Origin of the sequence: Acinetobacter sp. BSP-28 (assembly GCF_044130285.1) — a bacterium.
Classification (GTDB): Bacteria; Pseudomonadota; Gammaproteobacteria; order Pseudomonadales; family Moraxellaceae; genus Acinetobacter.
Window position 1 is genome coordinate 16598 of the sequence record NZ_JBIQOB010000020.1, and the last position, 16594, is coordinate 33191.

Genomic DNA, 16594 nt, shown 5'->3' on the forward strand with positions numbered 1-16594 from the left:
AGACTGTGAAAATTGTTTTAAAATTCATTAAATTATATAAAAATCATAAATATAAGTGTGCTCTGATTTGCATAAAAAACTGAGTTATATACTCAACATTCGGGCAAGTATTTCTAAATGTTTAAACAGCCATTAAAATGTTCGAAAACATGATGATTCCTTTCAAATTTTGAGGGGACGTTGATAGGGCAAACTGTGTATTCCAAATCTTTTAGTCTAGGTTTATGTTTAATTGCTGCACTATCCAGTAGTGCTTGCCAGAATGTCCAAAGCAGTAGCAAGGTCATTGCCAGCGTATTTAATGCTTCGACCAATATTCAAAAAAAATTTATTGATCAGCATGCTCCCGAAGTATTAGCGCTGACAAATATTGGATATATGCAAAATCCGGCGCTGCACCTCGATCTTTACCAACCCAGCGATATTGCAGAATTGGGAAACCGCCCGACTGTGGTCTGGATTCATGGTGGTGGCTGGATTTCAGGCTCTAAAGAACATGCTCGAGGCTACTTTAAACGTCTGGCTGATCAAGGCTATAACGTAGTTTCAGTCGAATACCAATTTGCTCCGCAAACAATTTATCCTCAACAGCTGCTGCAAATTAATCAGGCATTAAAATTCATTAGCGATCATGCCGAGGCTTACCATATTAATGCCCAACACATGTATTTGGCGGGTGATTCGGCAGGTGCCAATTTAGCCAGTCATTATGCCGCTTTACTGAGTAATCCTGATTTTGCCCGGCAGTCTGATATTATGCCGTTAATTCTACCTGAACAGATTAAAGGTTTGATCCTGCATTGCGGGATTTATGACATGAATGCCTTTATCAATACTGCTCCGGATGAATTGAAACTCATCGAGTGGGGAGTATTTAATCTGGTTCAGGCTTATACGGGAAATAAAAAAGATGATGCAGATTTCTTAAAAAGCATTTCTCCCATTCAATATTTAACCGCGAATTATCCACCGGTATTCATTAGTGGGGGTAATAAAGACTTTTTGACCCAGACCCAGTCTGTACCTTTTGTAAATGCTTTGTTGAGTCAGAAGATACCGGTGACCGAAGTTTTTTACCCTGAATCTAAAGAGTTTTTAGTGCATGAATATCAATTCATGATGAGTAAAAAGGCCAGCCAGCAGACTTTTGCTAAAACTTTAGATTTTCTCAGCCGATACTCAGATTAAATTTAAAAAGGGCTAGAAACTAAAAATAGACTTGCAGAAAAAATGCTAAAAACATACCTACCGTTAGGTATGTTTATTGGTGTAAGAGATGAATTCGGTATTATTTGCTTATGGATTACTGGCATGTGCCATTATTTCAGAAGTGATTGGTTCAACGTTTCTGGTGAAGTCTGAAGGTTTTACCAAATTATTGCCTTCGTTAGTGGTGGTGGTTTTATTTTCATTGGCATTTTATTTATTGTCACAGGTGATTAAAGTCATTCCACTGGGTATTGCTTATGCAATCTGGGCCGGAGTGGGGATTGTGCTCACCGCTTTAATTGGCTACTTTATCTTTCGCCAAAGTTTAGATCTTCCAGCCATGCTTGGAATTGCCCTAATAGTTGCAGGTGTCGTGGTGATTAATCTTTTTTCAAATTCTACAGGACATTCGTGAATGCTTGACAATCCGCATCAGCGCAAGAAAGAACCCCAAGTCATCCTTCAGGCAATTCTGCAACATGCTATTGCTTTGGCAGCAGAAAAGGGCGTGAATGGGGTGTCATACAAGCTGTTGCAGATCTGGTTGGCGTGACCAAAGGAGGGGTATTTCATCATTTTCCAAGCAAGCAAAAATTACTAGAATCGATGGTGGTGTCGCTTTTGCAACAATTGGATGTGGTGATTGATCAGCGTATTGCTCAAGATGATCAACTCTATGGCAGTTTTACTCGTGCCTATATTGAAGTGACATTGGAAAAACAGGTCTTAGGTTTGGAGCATTCTTGGTCTGCCATTTCTATGACTATGCTCACAGATAAAACTTTCAATGAATACTGGATTCAATGGCTGAATGAACGTCTCATTAAGCATCATCAGACTGACTCGGATATTGAACTGAAAATTTTACGTTACGCGGCAGATGGCATTTGGCTGACGGCATTCACTGAAGTGGAAGATGAAGCTGAAACGGAGCGGTTTAAAGCAGAGTTAATCGCCCGAAGTTATCAGGCGAAGCAGGATTAAGATTTATTTTTAAACTTGAAAATAAAGTGAACAACAAGTCCAAATAATAGCCCCCAGAATGCTGAACCAATCCCTAGAAACTGAATCCCAGATGCACTGAATAAAAAGGTCAGCAAGGCTGCTTCTCGTTCAGCAATTGAATGGAAAGCGAGTGCAATGTTATGGCCAATGGTGCCTAATAGTGCAATACCGGCCAAGGCAGTAATAAATACGGCAGGGAAAGACATTAAAATACTGGTGAGTGTCGCTGCAAATAAGCCCATCAAGATATAAAAAAATCCACAGCTCATGCCGGCAATATAACGTTTTTTGCTATCAGGGTGAGCCTGATCATCCAGACTGATGGCCGCACTGATGGCTGCAATATTCACCGAAAAACATCCAAAAGGGGAGAAAATGGTTTGGGCTGTACCTGTCCAACCAATCAGTTGATTCACATGAGGTTCATAGCCATAGCTTTTGATCATAGCCAGACCGGGCAAATATTGCGATGCCATATTGATGACAAATAAGGGCAGGGCTAAACCAAAAATCGCCGACCAGCTAAACTCGGGTTTCATCCATACCGGTTGAGCCAAATTCAATTGTATATTGGTGGCATGAAACTGTAAAAACAGCGGACAAAGCGCGATCCCGGCGATCACCGTAATCACGATGCTATAACGTGGCGATAACCGTTTAGAAAGCACATACACTGCCAATAATGACAGAATAAAGCCCCAGTCATTTTGCATGCTGGCAAACAGAGCAATACCAAATTTAAGTAATACACCGGCGAGCATGGCACTGGTTAAACTTTGCGGGATATAAGTTAAAACTTTCTGAAAAATACCTAAAAAGCCTAAAATCGCCGTTAGCAAACCACAGACTAAAAATGCACCAATGGCTTCATAGAGGCTATAACCACTGGCTGTAGCCAGAATTAAAGCAAGCCCTGCGGTTGACCATGACGTAGCGACAGGATATTTAAACTTCCAGGACAGGATTAAACCGCTTAAACCAATGCCTAAACCGAGTGCCCAAAACCACGAGGTAATTTGCTCGGTAGACGCACCTAATAGTTGCGCAGACTGAATCACCAGTACAGATGAAACACTGATACCAACCAGGAAAGTAATAAAACCTGCAAATACTGCAGGGACAGAAAAGTCATGGAGAAATTTTTGCATACATCCTTTGCGTGCTTGATTTATTAATGTTTGAAAAGTGTACCAATCATACGCCTTTCGCCCCTAAGCGGAAAGACATCATTGCCTTAGTTTATAGGCTATTGATAGGTTTAATTTGCTTCCATACGCCTTAAAACTATAAGGTTGAGGTCGCAAGTTTAATGCCAAAACCACAAAATAACAGTCCCACAGCCGCTACACATGAGGCCGTCACTTTATAACGGGAAGTAAAATAAGATGCGAGTTTTACACCGGAAAAAATTAGAATGGTTAAATAACTCATGCTAATGATCTGCAAGATGATTGCAAGTGCAGTAAAGGTAATTGCCGGGTAGGGATAGGCCGGATCGACAAACTGCACAAAAAAGGACAAATAAAATAAAATGGCTTTGGGGTTTAAAATACTGATCGTCAATGCCGTTTTAAACGGATGCAGTTGTTCTATATTCTTTTCGACTGTTGATATTTGCGTTGTTGAATGCAGGACATTCCAGGTGTGATAGGCAGCAATCAGTAATTTTATGCCTAAATAACTTAAGTAAATTGCACCAATAATTTTCAGTAAGGTAAATAGCCAGGGAAAAGCGTGCAGTAACGATGCTGCCCCCAACGCCGTCAGTATAATTAATATGAGATCGCCGGTATATACACCGAAAGCACTTTTATAACCTGCTTTTATACCGAAACGTGAAGCGATAGACATCACATATAGTGAATTTGGACCAGGTAGTAATACGATTAAGGTTGTACCAATAATATAGGTGCTAAGATCGGTTATGCCGAACAAAATATACTCTCAAATCATTAAAAAAGCCGACTTGTTAACTATAACAAAATCGGCTTTTTTATGGGGGAATATGAGTAAATTAAGCTTTAATTTCAGCATCCAAGCCAAAAGATTGGCGCAGTAATGTATTTAACTGTTCACGTGCTTTAATAAATCCATCAATCCCACTTTGTAAAAGTTGTGAAGACATTAAGTCGTGTTCAATTTGTTGCCTAAAGGTTTCTTGGGTCAAAGGCTCAACCATACGTTGACAATGCGCTTGGGCATGATTGTTTGAAAGTTGCACTACCACTTCACGCTGATCTTGTTCCAGTTCTGCCAAAAGGTGTGGAGAAACGGTAAGCAGGTCACAACCAGCCAGTCCAAGTACCTGATCGATACTGCGGAAACTGGCGCCCATCACTTCTGTTTTGATGCAGTTCTGTTTGTAGAAATGGAAAATTTGCTTCACTGAAAGTACACCCGGGTCTTTATCAATTGGATAATGATCGACGTTTTCCGCCTTTTTGTACCAGTCCAGAATACGGCCAACAAAAGGGGAAATCAGGGTTACATTGGCATCTGCACAGGCTTGAGCCTGATGCAAACCGAATAACAACGTCAAGTTACAATGAATCCCTTCAGCTTCCAATGCTTTGGCTGCCTGAATGCCTTCCCAGGTTGAAGCAATTTTAATCAGGATTCGGTTTTGATCGATACCATAGATTTTATATAGTTCCAGAAGCTCTTTGGCTTTGGCGATAGTCGCTTCAGTATCGTAAGAAAGCGCTGCATCGACTTCGGTAGAAACACGTCCTTGAATCAGTTTTAAAATTTCCACACCAAACTTGACCGTGAGTATATCGATAGTGCGTTCAACCAAAAGATCACCGCTATAACCTTCAGATTTAGCCTGTTCATAGGCAGCTTCAATCAGTTCCTTATTTTCGGGCTGATTCGCTGCAGCAGTAATCAGTGAAGGATTGGTTGTTGCATCAAGAGGGCGAAATTTTTCGATCGCGGAAAAATCGCTACTGTCGGCAACAATGGTGGTGAGGTTTTTTAATTGATTTAAGGCTGATTGAGTCATTGTCGTCTAGTTCTTAAAGTTATTTCCCGTTTATTTGTTATATCACAATCTACTGTTATCTAAAGTAAAAAGCGCGTATAAGACCTGTCTATTTTATGTTTTTTCTTGAATTTCTAATGTGATTAATCAAAAAATGAGCAGCTGCACCGAGTTGACTTTCACGACTCCAGACCAGATCGACAAAATATTCAAATTTAGGGGTGAAATCCAGAAAGTTAAGAATCTTAAGCTGCTGTTGAATATGCGGATTTTGATTTAACATTTCTAAAGGTAAAACACCCCATCCCAGGCCTTGCTGGATCATGGCACAGGCAGATAAATGGTTATCTGTACGCCAGTATTTTTTTGAAAATAACAATTCAGGCTTGATGCTGCGGTCACGACTTGCTACCACAATTTGCCGGCTTTGTAAAATCTGCTCATAACTCACCTGTTCAAATGTAGCTAATGGAGAATCAATAGCTGTAACAGGCACCAAGGCCTCGCGCTTGAGTTCGACAAACTGTTCACGCGTTTCTAGCTGCTCACGTTCAAACATTAAGGCCAATTGCGCAGTCTGGTTGAGTAGCATTTTTAGTGCATCTTCTTGTGGAGCTGAAAAAATATTGATTTGCAGTTCCGGGTACTGTTTTTCCAACAATGAAATATAGTCAATCCATTGTGTGTGCAACAGTTCAGAGACCACTACAATATTTAAAGCAGATTCCAGACCTTGACTCAGGGCAAAAGCCTGCTGTTTCCATTGATTGATTTCAATTAAGAGTTGTTCGGTTTTTTCATATAAGGTCAGCGCTTGTGGGGTCGGAACAGGCTCACGGCCAGCACGGGTGAAGAGAGATAAATTGAGATCGATTTCCAGATTGGCAATTGACATGCTGACCGCCGAAGGCACTTTGCCGAGCTTTCTGGCAGCCGCAGAAAATGAGCCGCTTTCAATCACGGTTTTAAATATGATCAGTTGTTCTTGATTAATATTCATCTATCAAAACTTTTGAAAGAATCTAATTCGATTAATCAATATTATCAAAATAGAATGCCTTCATCCAAATGAAAGAGTTTTTAAAATGTTGATTTCCAAAAGAAGGATAATCCATGCGCTCAGCTATGAAATCATCCTGTTGGTGATCATTGCACTGGCTTTGAGTTTTATTTTCCAAATGCCTCTAGAGGTGACAGGTGGTCTAGGCATTGCGATGGCCGTGACTTCCGTGATTTGGAATATGACTTTCAATCATTTTTTTGAAAACTTTGAAGCCAAACGTCAACTGAAAAGAACAGTCAGTGTACGTATTTTACATGCAATTGGTTTTGAAGGTGGTTTGATGATGGCGACCATTCCAATGGTGGCTTATGCTTTGGAAATGACTTTATGGCAGGCGATTTTGACTGACTTGAGTATGACCCTGTGTATTTTGGTATATACCTTTATTTTCCAATGGGGTTATGACCATGTAGAGGCGAAATTAAACATTAGTCATTACGTAAAATCTCCGACATAATTGATACTGTGTGAAAAACCATGCTTCGGCAGGGTTCTTTAGCTTGGTCTATATTTTCGAGTATTCAGTATGTTGATTAACATTAATGCTAAGAACACGATGAGGACATATTGAAAACTGATGGCAAAAGCAGAAATATAAGGATGTGCGAAACTACGTAAATAGGTGACTGTATCGCCCTTACGCCATTCTTTATATGATGGAAGCGGTTCATCATCAATTAAAAACCAAGTGAGGTTGATGAAGCCTAAAATAAAGAAGAAAAATACTACACTTAGCCCACCAAATATGGCTCGTTGTTGCGGCTTTAATGTGGCGTAATGCTGACGTATTTGCCTAATATGTGTGGTACGTAACGGGTATCTAAAATAATTAACCAAGATAAGCCCAATCACAAAAAAATTACACAGTGCAAAAAAAGTCATTCAGAAATTTATGCTGGCTTGAAAGCGAGGATGCAATTGTCGTTGTAAAGAGACCTTGAAATGAAAAATCAAAACTGACAATGACGAGTGCAATCGCAACTGGAACAAGATAAAAATAATAAAAGGGTGCAGTGACATCTAAATAGTATAAAAGTGCAGAATTTTTAATGAATTATTTAAATTTTATGTTAATTCAATTATATATGAAAATCTTATTGCAGGATATAGTGGATTGATAAATTAAAATAGGACAATAAAAAAGCACCTCAAGTGAGATGCTTTTTTATTTGCAAAGTATAGCCGTGAATTATTTTTCAATAATCGCAGTTACACCTTGACCACCCGCAGCACAAATCGAGACTAAAACACGGCCTGAACCTTTCTGGTTAATCAGTTTTGCTGCAGTAGCAATAAGACGGCCACCAGTTGCTGCAAATGGGTGACCCGCTGCTAAAGATGAACCTTTAACGTTCAATTTGCTACGGTCAATAGAACCCAGTGGAGCATCCAGGCCTAAACGTTCTTTACAGAATTTAGGATCTTCCCAAGCTTTCAATGTAGAAAGAACCTGAGAAGCAAATGCTTCGTGAATTTCATAGTAGTCGAAATCTTGCAGGGTAACACCAGCACGCTCAAGCATACGAGGAACAGCATAAGCAGGAGCCATCAACAAGCCTTCTTTTTTCTCTACGAAATCTACCGCAGCAGTTTCCTGGAAAGTTAAGTAAGCAAGCACTTCGTGACCATTCGCTTTAGCCCATTCTTCGGAAGCTAACAATACACAAGATGCACCATCAGTCAGCGGAGTTGAGTTACCCGCAGTCATGGTACGCGCATCGCCTTTACCAAATGCTGGTTTAAGTTTTGCAAGTTTTTCTACAGATGAGTCAGCACGTAAGTTGTTGTCACGTTCCAAGCCTAGGAACGGAGTGATCAAGTCATCGAAGAAACCCTCTTCGTATGCAGCCGCCATTTTTTGGTGAGATGACGCTGCAAGTTCGTCCTGTGCTTCACGAGAAATACCCCATTCAAGTGCGGTAATCGCTTGATGGTCACCCATAGAAAGACCGGTACGTGGCTCACCGTTTTTAGGGGCGTCCATCAAGTCTTTAATATTAATTTTGGTTAATGCTTTTAAACGGTCTTTCGCGGTTTTCGCAATGTTCAGTTCAAGCAATGCCTTACGTAAGCCATCACCGAAAGAGATTGGTGCATCAGAAGTCGTATCTACACCACCAGCAATACCCACTTCAATTTGACCGAGTGCAATTTTGTTTGCAATCTGGAATGCCGCTTGCAAGCCTGTACCACAGGCTTGCTGAATATCGTAAGCGGGTGTTTCAGGAGCAAGTTCAGTATTTAGCACACACTCACGCGTCATGTTAAAGTCACGGCTGTGTTTTAAAACTGCGCCAGCAACAACTTCGCCTAAACGTTGACCTTGTAAGTTGAAACGTTCAATCAGACCATTTAATGCTGCAGTAAACATGTCGCTGTTAGAGGCAGTAAAGTAAGCACCGTTTGAACGGGCGAAAGGAATACGGTTACCACCGATAATAGCAACGCGGCGAACTGTGTTTTGGCTCATGGTTTTATCCTGTTGAACAGACGTTTGAGTTGTAGATTCAGGTTTTTGTGTAGTTGAAGCAGTTGTTTTACTTCGTGTTGACGTGGAACGAGTGCGGGTCGTTTTAGTCGTATTGTTTGCTGGCTTGGCTGCTGTGCCAGAAGTTTTAGTTGTACGAGTCGTACTTTTTGATGGTTTTGACACAGTTTCCTTAGCAGAATTTTCGACTGCCGGATTTTCTTGAGTTGTTTTGCTCATCAGGCTTTTCCAAGCATTTTACAGTATTCTTGGCGTGTACATTAACACAATCTAAAAACAGCTGAATTGACTAAAATGACATTAGGCAAAGCATTCGGGTCAAGACATCCATTGTTTAACTCAAGTATGATTCTCTGGAAACTGATGGATGTATTGAAATATAAGCGCCTGACATCATATTGAAGTTAAAAGGATATGTTCAAAACCATCAAAAATTAATTTGTAAGAGAGATAATAAACATGACTGATCAATACCAAACATTCGCAAAATCTCCTATTGGTAAATTTGTCATCAAAAATTTAGGTTTACCATCGCCAACTTTTTTAGAGCGTTTTGAGTCTGCAACACCTGTAGTGAAAGGCGCGGTGTTATTTGGTGCTGCATCATCAAGTCAATTATCTGGTGCAATTGCACAAGTGTTGGCCAATATTCATGCCAATGGCTATGCAGGTAACAATTCAGAACTGCAACAAGCTGCAGCAAAAGCAGGGTTAAACCTGAGCGCATTTAATGAAGGTGACAAAGAGTCTAAATTCAAGGCAGTCATTTTTGATGCGTCAGGTATTCAAAATTCTGAACAGTTGAAAGAACTTTATAACTTCTTTAACCCGATTGCGCGTCAAATCCAGGCTTCAGGCCGTGTTGTGGTGGTGGGTATTACCCCTGAAACGGCAAAGACGGTAAAACAGGCGATTGCTCAACGTGCGCTTGAAGGCTTTGTAAAATCTGTAGGTAAAGAATTCAAAAAAGGTATTGCCGCACAACTGGTTTATGTAGATGAAGGTGCAGAAGCTAATCTTGAATCTACATTGCGTTTTGCATTGTCACCGCGTTCTGCTTATGTGTCTGGTCAAGTCATTCGCGTTTCTAAGGCAGATGTTGTCGATGTAGACTGGGCTAAACCACTTGCTGGCAAAACTGCCGTAGTCACTGGTGCAAGCCGTGGTATTGGGGAGGCGATTGCTCATGTACTTTCGCGTGATGGTGCACATGTCATTTGCCTGGATGTTCCACAACAACAAGCAGATCTTGACCGTGTTGCCGGTGAGATTGGTGGTTCGACTTTAGCAATCGACATTACTGCTGCGGATGCGGGTGAAAAAATCAAGGCTGCTGCAGCTGCTCAAGGCGGTCTGGATATCATTGTGCATAATGCAGGAATTACCCGTGACAAAACTTTGGCAAACATGAAGCCTGAGCTTTGGGACTTGGTCATCAACATTAACTTGTCTGCTATTGAGCGTGTAAATGATTACCTTCTTGAAAATGATGGCTTCAATGCAAATGGTCGTATTGTGTGCGTATCTTCTATTTCAGGTATTGCTGGTAACTTAGGTCAAACGAACTATGCCGCTTCTAAAGCAGGTGTGATTGGTGTGGTGAAATTCACAGCGCCAATTTTGAAAAATGGTGTAACGATCAACGCCGTTGCACCTGGATTCATTGAAACGCAAATGACAGCTGCAATTCCATTTGCAATTCGTGAAGCAGGTCGCCGTATGAACTCGATGAGTCAAGGCGGTTTACCTGTTGATGTTGCTGAAACAATTGCATTATTTGCATCTTCGGCATCTACAGGTTTAAATGGCAATGTGGTTCGTGTGTGTGGTCAAAGCTTGTTAGGGGCTTAATTTAATCCCTCCCGACCTCCCTTTGTAAAAGGGAGGAGAAAAGTCTCCCTTTACCAAAGGGGGATTTAGGGGGATTAAAACAACCAAAGGGAAAGTTTAAACCTCTCCCTAACCTTCTCCTACGAAGAGAGGGAACTTCATAAAGATAAAACTTCTCAAAGGTTCAGTATGAATACTCGCCATTTTAGTCAACTTCCAAAACCTTATTTAGCCTATCCTAAAGTGATTCAAGGCTTGATTTTTAAAAAGCCTAAAGGTGAAAAAGTGCTGCCGCAAGTTGAATATGTGGTGGATTCATTCAAGGTTGATCAGAAGCATCTTAAGGCTTATAACGAAGTGTGCGGCTTCAAGAATAATGGTTATATTCCAGCCATTTATTTAGCAGTGTTGTCGCAAAGCTTGCAGATGCACATGATGACGACGGAAGCTTTTCCGTTTGCAATTTTAGGCTTGGTGCACATTCGCAACAAGATTAAACAGAGCCGCAAAGTAGGAACCAATGAACAATTAACCTTGTCTTGCAAATTTGGTGAATTGCAACCGCATGATAAGGGTGTTCAATTTGACTTTATTACCACGGCGAAAGTTGGCAATGAAGTGGTGATGGAAGGGATCACCACCTATTTGGCCCGTCAAAAAACCGATGTTAAAGCTGCGCCTAAACTGGTGGACAATAAAATACCTGCTTATGAATTGAATGCGGAATGGAATGTGTCTGAGAATACCGGGCGCCGTTATGCTTTAACTTCAGGTGACTTTAACCTGATACATATTCATGCAGTTACAGCAAAAGCTTTCGGCTTTAAACAGGCGATTGCACATGGTATGTGGAGTAAAGCGAAAGCACTTGCCAGCTTAAGTTTGCCGGATGCCTATGAAGTTGATGTCTGGTTTAAACTGCCACTGTATCTCCCTTCACAAGTCGAGTTCTTAACCGTTCAGGAAGGCAAAGATACTGAATTCGTCATTCGAAACAGTAAAAACAAAAAACCGCATGTCACGGGAAGTGTGAAAGCACTTTAAGACTAAAGCCTAAGTCACTGTAGATTTAGGCTTTTTATTTTAAGCTTAGGATAAATATCACTGGTCTACGGAAAGCACAGTTGAATGAAAAGAATCAAAGAATACATCTTAGCCAATACAGCAAATTATCAAGGTCATGTAGATGAGCGATTTATAGACCTTGCCACACAATTTAGCCGGATGCAGGATGTGCGGACAGATTTAGGTGGCGCTGCTTTGGTGGTGTATTTTCAGGGGCTGAAAGTTGTTGATATCTGGACAGGGAAAAAGTCTGAAACTGAAAACTGGCAAGCTGATACCCTGGCTGTCTGTTATTCTACGGGCAAAGGGGTGCTTTCAACCTTGGCACATATTTTGGTCAGTGAAGGCTTGCTGGATTACGATACACCTGTTGCCGAGTATTGGCCTGAATTTGGGCAAAACGGTAAAGATAAAATCACCTTAAGGCATATGCTGAGTCATCAAAGTGGTTTATATGACATCCGCAATAACATTGCAGCTGCAACAGAGATGGCAGACTGGTCACATATGTTAGATGTCGTTGCCAAAGCACAACCACGGTTTGCTGTGGGAGATGGAGCGGCGTATCAACCTTTGATGTTCGGCTGGCAGGTGGGCGGAGCGCTTGAAAAAGCGACAAATCATTCTTTAGCAGAATTGATGCAAAAGTATCTGATCATTCCCTTGGAACTTGATGGGGCTTATTTTGGCGTGCCAGATACTGAACTGAATCGCGTTGCAAGACTGTTTCCCCAAAACAAAGCACGTCCTGCAAAGCCAGCACAGCAAAGCAAGTCATCTAAAACACCACGTAAAGCATCGATCTTCGAGAAGCTCCTTGAACTCAGTGGACAGAATCCACAAGACTTTCAGGATGCCATGATTCCTAAAGGCATGAAGCATTTTTCTTTTTTTAGTGATCAGGGGTTGCAAGCAGTCATACCTGCAGCGAATGGAGTATTCACGGCAAATAGTCTGGCAAAAATCTATGCCATGCTCGCCAATAATGGCCGATGGAATGGTCAGCAACTGATTCGCCCATCGGTTATGCGTGAGCTGAGTACTGTGCAATACACCAAACGTGACCGTATTATGCCTTTACCGATGGATTGGCGATTGGGTTATCATCGTATACTGACTTTGGGCAAATCCTCCCAAGGCTTTGGTCATATGGGCTTTAATGGTTCAGGGGCGTGGTGTGATCCAGAACGTGGATTAAGTTTTGCTTACATTCATAATTTCCCTGTGGCATCCATAACCGGAGATTACCGTTTATGGGGCTTAAGTCAGGAAGCACTGCGCTGTGCTGATCAGGTTTTACGTGGTCGTAAAGGCTGGTTTTAATTTGCAACATTTTGCTTGGAAATATGGCAATTAATTATGCTATTTTTCCTGCAAATTTATTTGTTGTAGATGCTGTATGAAAAAAGTGGTGTTGATTCCTTTGGTGACGAGTGCTGCATTATTCGGTTGTCAGGATAGTAATCAATCTGATACTCAAGGCAAGGCATCGATAGAGTCGCAAAAGCAACTGGCAGCATGGGTTGGAAAATATGAAGGCACAACGCCGTGTATGGGCTGTCTTTCACGTTGTGAAGACTGTCCGGGAATGGCTGTTGCACTACAACTGCACGAAGACAAAACTTATACCTTAACTCGTGAAAGTTTGAGTGGTCATAATGAAGTTGAAACCTTAAGAGGACAGCTCCGTTTTGATGCTAAAGATGAGCACAAAGTCGAGTTGGTGAATGTGAAAACTCGAAATTTACTCTATGTGGATCTTGAGGAGAAAGTCCTAGAAATTCGGGAAGATCAGTCGGGTAAACGCTATCAGATGCAAAGTGATTTTCTCTTGGACAAGTCAGCTTAAGCCTTTTTTCAGGCAATTTTAAATCCTGTATTTAGATGAGATAAATACAGGATTTTTATTGTGCAAACGCTGGCATTTATTTCACTATTTTATAAAAAAACAGTATGCTTAGACCTGTAAAAAGGAGCATACATGTATCAAGTACTTGCACGAAAATACCGTCCCCGTAATTTCAATGAATTGGTGGGGCAAAACCATGTATCACGCGCACTGACGAGTGCCTTGGAACGTGGTCGGTTGCATCATGCGTACTTGTTTACCGGAACTCGTGGCGTGGGTAAAACTACCATTGCGCGTATTTTGGCGAAATGCTTAAACTGTGAAACAGGGGTGACATCTACGCCTTGCGAAGTGTGTGCAACCTGTAAGGCAGTGAATGAAGGTCGTTTTATCGATTTAATCGAAATTGATGCGGCATCACGTACTAAAGTAGAAGATACACGTGAACTGCTAGATAACGTTCCCTATGCACCGACTCAAGGCCGCTTCAAAGTCTATCTGATTGATGAAGTGCATATGCTCTCGACGCATTCATTCAATGCGCTACTGAAAACACTTGAAGAGCCACCCGAGCATGTGAAGTTCCTTTTTGCGACCACTGATCCACAAAAATTACCGATTACCGTTATTTCACGTTGTCTGCAATTTACCTTACGTCCGCTTGCAGTCGATGAAATTACCGAACATCTCACCAATATTTTAAATAAAGAAGAAATAAAAGCCGATCAAGATGCCATTTGGCAAATTGCCGAATCCGCCCAGGGTTCACTACGTGACGCTTTATCATTGACCGATCAGGCGATTGCATATGGTCAGGGTGCAATCCAGCATCAGGATGTTAAAGATATGCTGGGCTTGATTGACCGCACCATCATTTATGATCTGATTTTAGCTATTCACCAAAACCAGAAAGCCCGTGTCAGTGAATTGTTGATGCAATTCAGGCAACAGGCTTTGGATGTATCGCTGGTTTTAGATCAGTTGATTTCGACTTTGCATGAACTGGCATTGTTGCAATATCTGCCTGAACTGAGCTTGAAATATAGCGCTGAAATCAATCAAAAGATTATGCAGTTGTCCCAACTGATTTCTGCACAAGATCTACAGCTCTATTATCAGGTGGCTTGCAAAGGCCGTGCTGACCTGCAACTGGCGGTCACTCAAGAGCAGGGCTTTGAGATGTGCGTGTTACGCTTATTGGCGTTCCGTCCATTACAGCCCAATGAAGTTCCGGTATCGCAAGTACAACAAGTTGTTACACCGAGCGTTCAGCCTGTAGTACAACAGTCGATTCAACCTGAAGTTCAGCAGCAAGCATCGCAACATGCAGTTGTAGAACCGGCCATACCTATTGAATCAGCCGTTGTATATGATGATTTTGATGATGGTCAGTATGATGATGACCCATTTAATGAAGTTTCAACTCAATCTGTTTCTGTAGATGAACCAAGTTCGGATGATTTCCTGGAACCAGAAACAGTAGAAGCTGAAGCGCTATTTACACCATCAAATACACAAATCAATCCGGCTCAAACACAGTCGGAAAAAATTATCTTCGATCCATCGAGTGATGATGCTTTATTTGGCCTTGATGATGAGCCTGAGGTGCCAAGCAATACGGCTGATGAACCAAGCAGTGATGATTTCCTTTTTGATGAAATAGCGCCTTTAGCAATTGATGAAACAACACCGGTCGAAGCTCAAGTGGAAGTTCAGGCACAGGCTCAGCTCCCTGTAGAACAGACAGCTCAAGATTCATTATTTGATTTGGCACCCGAGCCGGCTGTTCCAGCACCCCAAGATGTACAAAGCAATTATACTGATGTTTCTTCGAAACTGATGCCACAAGATATTCTAAAATTAAAGCCTCAAGTTCTTGAAGGTGAATGGACGGTGGATAAGTGGGAGTATTGGTTCCGAAATAGTGAATTGTCACCTGCAGTTCAAGAGTTGGCTCAACAGGGCGTGATGACGGGTCAAATCAATGGTGAATCGATTTTCCACATTCCAAAACAATATGAAGCTTTGTTGACTCAGTTGCAGCATGCCCTGGAGCAGGCCTTAAAAACGGAATGGTCGAGCACCCATTTTCAGGTTCATTATGCAAATGTAGAAACTACAACACCGTATAGCATGCAAAGTGAGCGTAAGGAAAAAGCCTATGCACGTGCGGCAGAGTTACTGCATGCCGAACCTGCAGTCAAAGAGCTTCTGCAAAACTTTGAAGGTGAAATACAGAATATTCAGCTCAAATAAGCTTATTCATTAACACTATACTGATACAAAGCATCCCGTATTTTAATTGGAATCGGGGTGCTTTTTCGTGTCTGGCGGTCTACAAATACATGTACGAAATGACCTTGTGCAGAAGCGACCTCATGACCCTGTTTAAAAATGGCTAAATCATATTGTACGGATGAATTTCCCAGTTTCGAAATAGCCACACCGACATCAATGATTTCAGGATAAGACAGTTCCTGGAAAAAGCTGCAGGCAGAATCGACCACTAAGCCAATCACAGGCGAATAGCGAATATCAAAGTCGGCCTTTTCAATCAGTAAGGCATTGGCAGCAGTGTCAAAATAACTGTAATAAGTCACATTGTTGACGTGTCCATAAATATCATTATCGGACCAGCGTGTTTGAATGGGTAAAAAGTATGAAAAATCAGCACGGTGTTTTGGTATTTGTTTCATGTTGAATAATAGTTCGATGTTTTCATTTGTTTTTACTGTGAAGTCAATCAAAATACAAGTTAAAAAAAAGGTCATCTAAATACCTGCAGATGACCCATTGGGGAGTTAAACCAAAAAATAGAGTGGGGAGTGAGTTAGGATCAGAAATATGGCATGGTGCAAAATAATGTGAGTGGAACAAGAACTTTAATGGTGAGTTGCATTGTCGTATTCCATGTTATTTTTAAGATTTCCAATTCCTGAAAATCGAATTAAAATAATAGTAAAATAAAAACAATCAATATCATGTGAATATTAAATAAAAATTACATAAATTTTGGCTAATTTATCGCATCTGTAATCCATAGTTTTTAATTAAAACAAGCACAAGGAAGTGTGTGGAATTTTGAATTTATTTTAATATTAT

15 protein-coding genes and 1 pseudogene are annotated in these 16594 nt (G+C 41.1%); 9 read left to right on the plus strand and 7 right to left on the minus strand.

The genetic code is table 11. The annotated features are described in order from the left end of the window. The first annotated feature begins 195 nt into the window (after positions 1–195). From ACE01R_RS13745 to ACE01R_RS13755, 3 genes and pseudogenes are all read left to right on the plus strand, one after another. Positions 196–1188 (plus strand): alpha/beta hydrolase, encoded by a 993-nt coding sequence (locus tag ACE01R_RS13745; RefSeq protein WP_395551869.1) that lies wholly within the window; start codon positions 196–198, stop codon positions 1186–1188. Between the two features lie 88 nt (positions 1189–1276). Then, positions 1277–1624: a DMT family transporter gene (locus tag ACE01R_RS13750; RefSeq protein ID WP_395551870.1), complete on the plus strand. Its 348-nt coding sequence runs from the start codon at positions 1277–1279 to the stop codon at positions 1622–1624. Then, positions 1625–2193, plus strand: a pseudogene (locus ACE01R_RS13755) (TetR/AcrR family transcriptional regulator). It abuts the gene before it with no gap. Here ACE01R_RS13755 and ACE01R_RS13760 read toward each other — a convergent pair. The 4 genes from ACE01R_RS13760 to ACE01R_RS13775 all read right to left on the minus strand — a co-directional run bounded on the left by ACE01R_RS13760 (position 2190) and on the right by ACE01R_RS13775 (position 6197). After that, positions 2190–3362 carry a benzoate/H(+) symporter BenE family transporter gene (locus ACE01R_RS13760; protein WP_395551871.1) on the minus strand — a complete coding sequence of 391 codons (1173 nt, stop codon included), beginning with the start codon at positions 3360–3362 and terminating at the stop codon, positions 2190–2192. The pseudogene ACE01R_RS13755 and the gene ACE01R_RS13760 sit on opposite strands and share 4 nt — an antisense overlap. A 136-nt stretch (positions 3363–3498) precedes the next feature. After that, a complete protein-coding gene (leuE, locus tag ACE01R_RS13765) occupies positions 3499–4149 on the minus strand; it encodes a leucine efflux protein LeuE (protein WP_395551872.1) in 651 nt (216 codons plus the stop codon). Positions 4150–4228: 79 nt separating this feature from the next. Continuing rightward, a complete protein-coding gene (gene tal / locus ACE01R_RS13770) occupies positions 4229–5218 on the minus strand; it encodes a transaldolase (RefSeq protein WP_395551873.1) in 990 nt (329 codons plus the stop codon). A gap of 88 nt (positions 5219–5306) precedes the next feature. Beyond that, positions 5307–6197: a LysR family transcriptional regulator gene (locus ACE01R_RS13775; protein WP_395551874.1), complete on the minus strand. Its 891-nt coding sequence runs from the start codon at positions 6195–6197 to the stop codon at positions 5307–5309. Between the two features lie 85 nt (positions 6198–6282). On the opposite strand from ACE01R_RS13775, the gene aceI reads away from it, so the two are divergent. Next, positions 6283–6717 (plus strand): chlorhexidine efflux PACE transporter AceI, encoded by a 435-nt coding sequence (gene aceI / locus ACE01R_RS13780; RefSeq protein WP_395551875.1) that lies wholly within the window; start codon positions 6283–6285, stop codon positions 6715–6717. A 38-nt stretch (positions 6718–6755) separates the two neighbouring features. On the opposite strand, the gene ACE01R_RS13785 is transcribed toward aceI, so the two are convergent. Then, positions 6756–7142 carry a hypothetical protein gene (locus ACE01R_RS13785; RefSeq protein ID WP_395551876.1) on the minus strand — a complete coding sequence of 129 codons (387 nt, stop codon included), beginning with the start codon at positions 7140–7142 and terminating at the stop codon, positions 6756–6758. 307 nt (positions 7143–7449) lie between these two features. Beyond that, entirely contained in the window at positions 7450–8967 is a 1518-nt protein-coding gene (locus ACE01R_RS13790) for an acetyl-CoA C-acetyltransferase (RefSeq protein ID WP_395551877.1), read from the minus strand. 240 nt (positions 8968–9207) lie between these two features. On the opposite strand from ACE01R_RS13790, the gene ACE01R_RS13795 reads away from it, so the two are divergent. From ACE01R_RS13795 to dnaX, 5 genes are all read left to right on the plus strand, one after another. Next, positions 9208–10599, plus strand: coding sequence for a 3-oxoacyl-ACP reductase (locus ACE01R_RS13795; protein ID WP_395551878.1), 1392 nt, complete (start codon positions 9208–9210; stop codon positions 10597–10599). Positions 10600–10767: 168 nt separating this feature from the next. Continuing rightward, entirely contained in the window at positions 10768–11622 is an 855-nt protein-coding gene (locus tag ACE01R_RS13800) for a MaoC family dehydratase (RefSeq protein ID WP_395551879.1), read from the plus strand. 84 nt (positions 11623–11706) lie between these two features. Beyond that, on the plus strand, positions 11707–12966 hold the full coding sequence (locus ACE01R_RS13805) for a serine hydrolase domain-containing protein (RefSeq protein ID WP_395551880.1): 1260 nt from the start codon (positions 11707–11709) through the stop codon (positions 12964–12966). 76 nt (positions 12967–13042) lie between these two features. Next, positions 13043–13492 (plus strand): copper resistance protein NlpE N-terminal domain-containing protein, encoded by a 450-nt coding sequence (locus ACE01R_RS13810; RefSeq protein ID WP_395551881.1) that lies wholly within the window; start codon positions 13043–13045, stop codon positions 13490–13492. 132 nt (positions 13493–13624) lie between these two features. Continuing rightward, positions 13625–15748, plus strand: a complete 2124-nt coding sequence (dnaX, locus tag ACE01R_RS13815) for a DNA polymerase III subunit gamma/tau (protein WP_395551882.1) — start codon at positions 13625–13627, stop codon at positions 15746–15748. A 2-nt stretch (positions 15749–15750) separates the two neighbouring features. Here the strand turns inward: dnaX and ACE01R_RS13820 are convergent, their stop codons facing one another. Beyond that, positions 15751–16188: a thioesterase family protein gene (locus ACE01R_RS13820; RefSeq protein ID WP_092818315.1), complete on the minus strand. Its 438-nt coding sequence runs from the start codon at positions 16186–16188 to the stop codon at positions 15751–15753. Between the last annotated feature and the right edge of the window lie 406 nt (positions 16189–16594).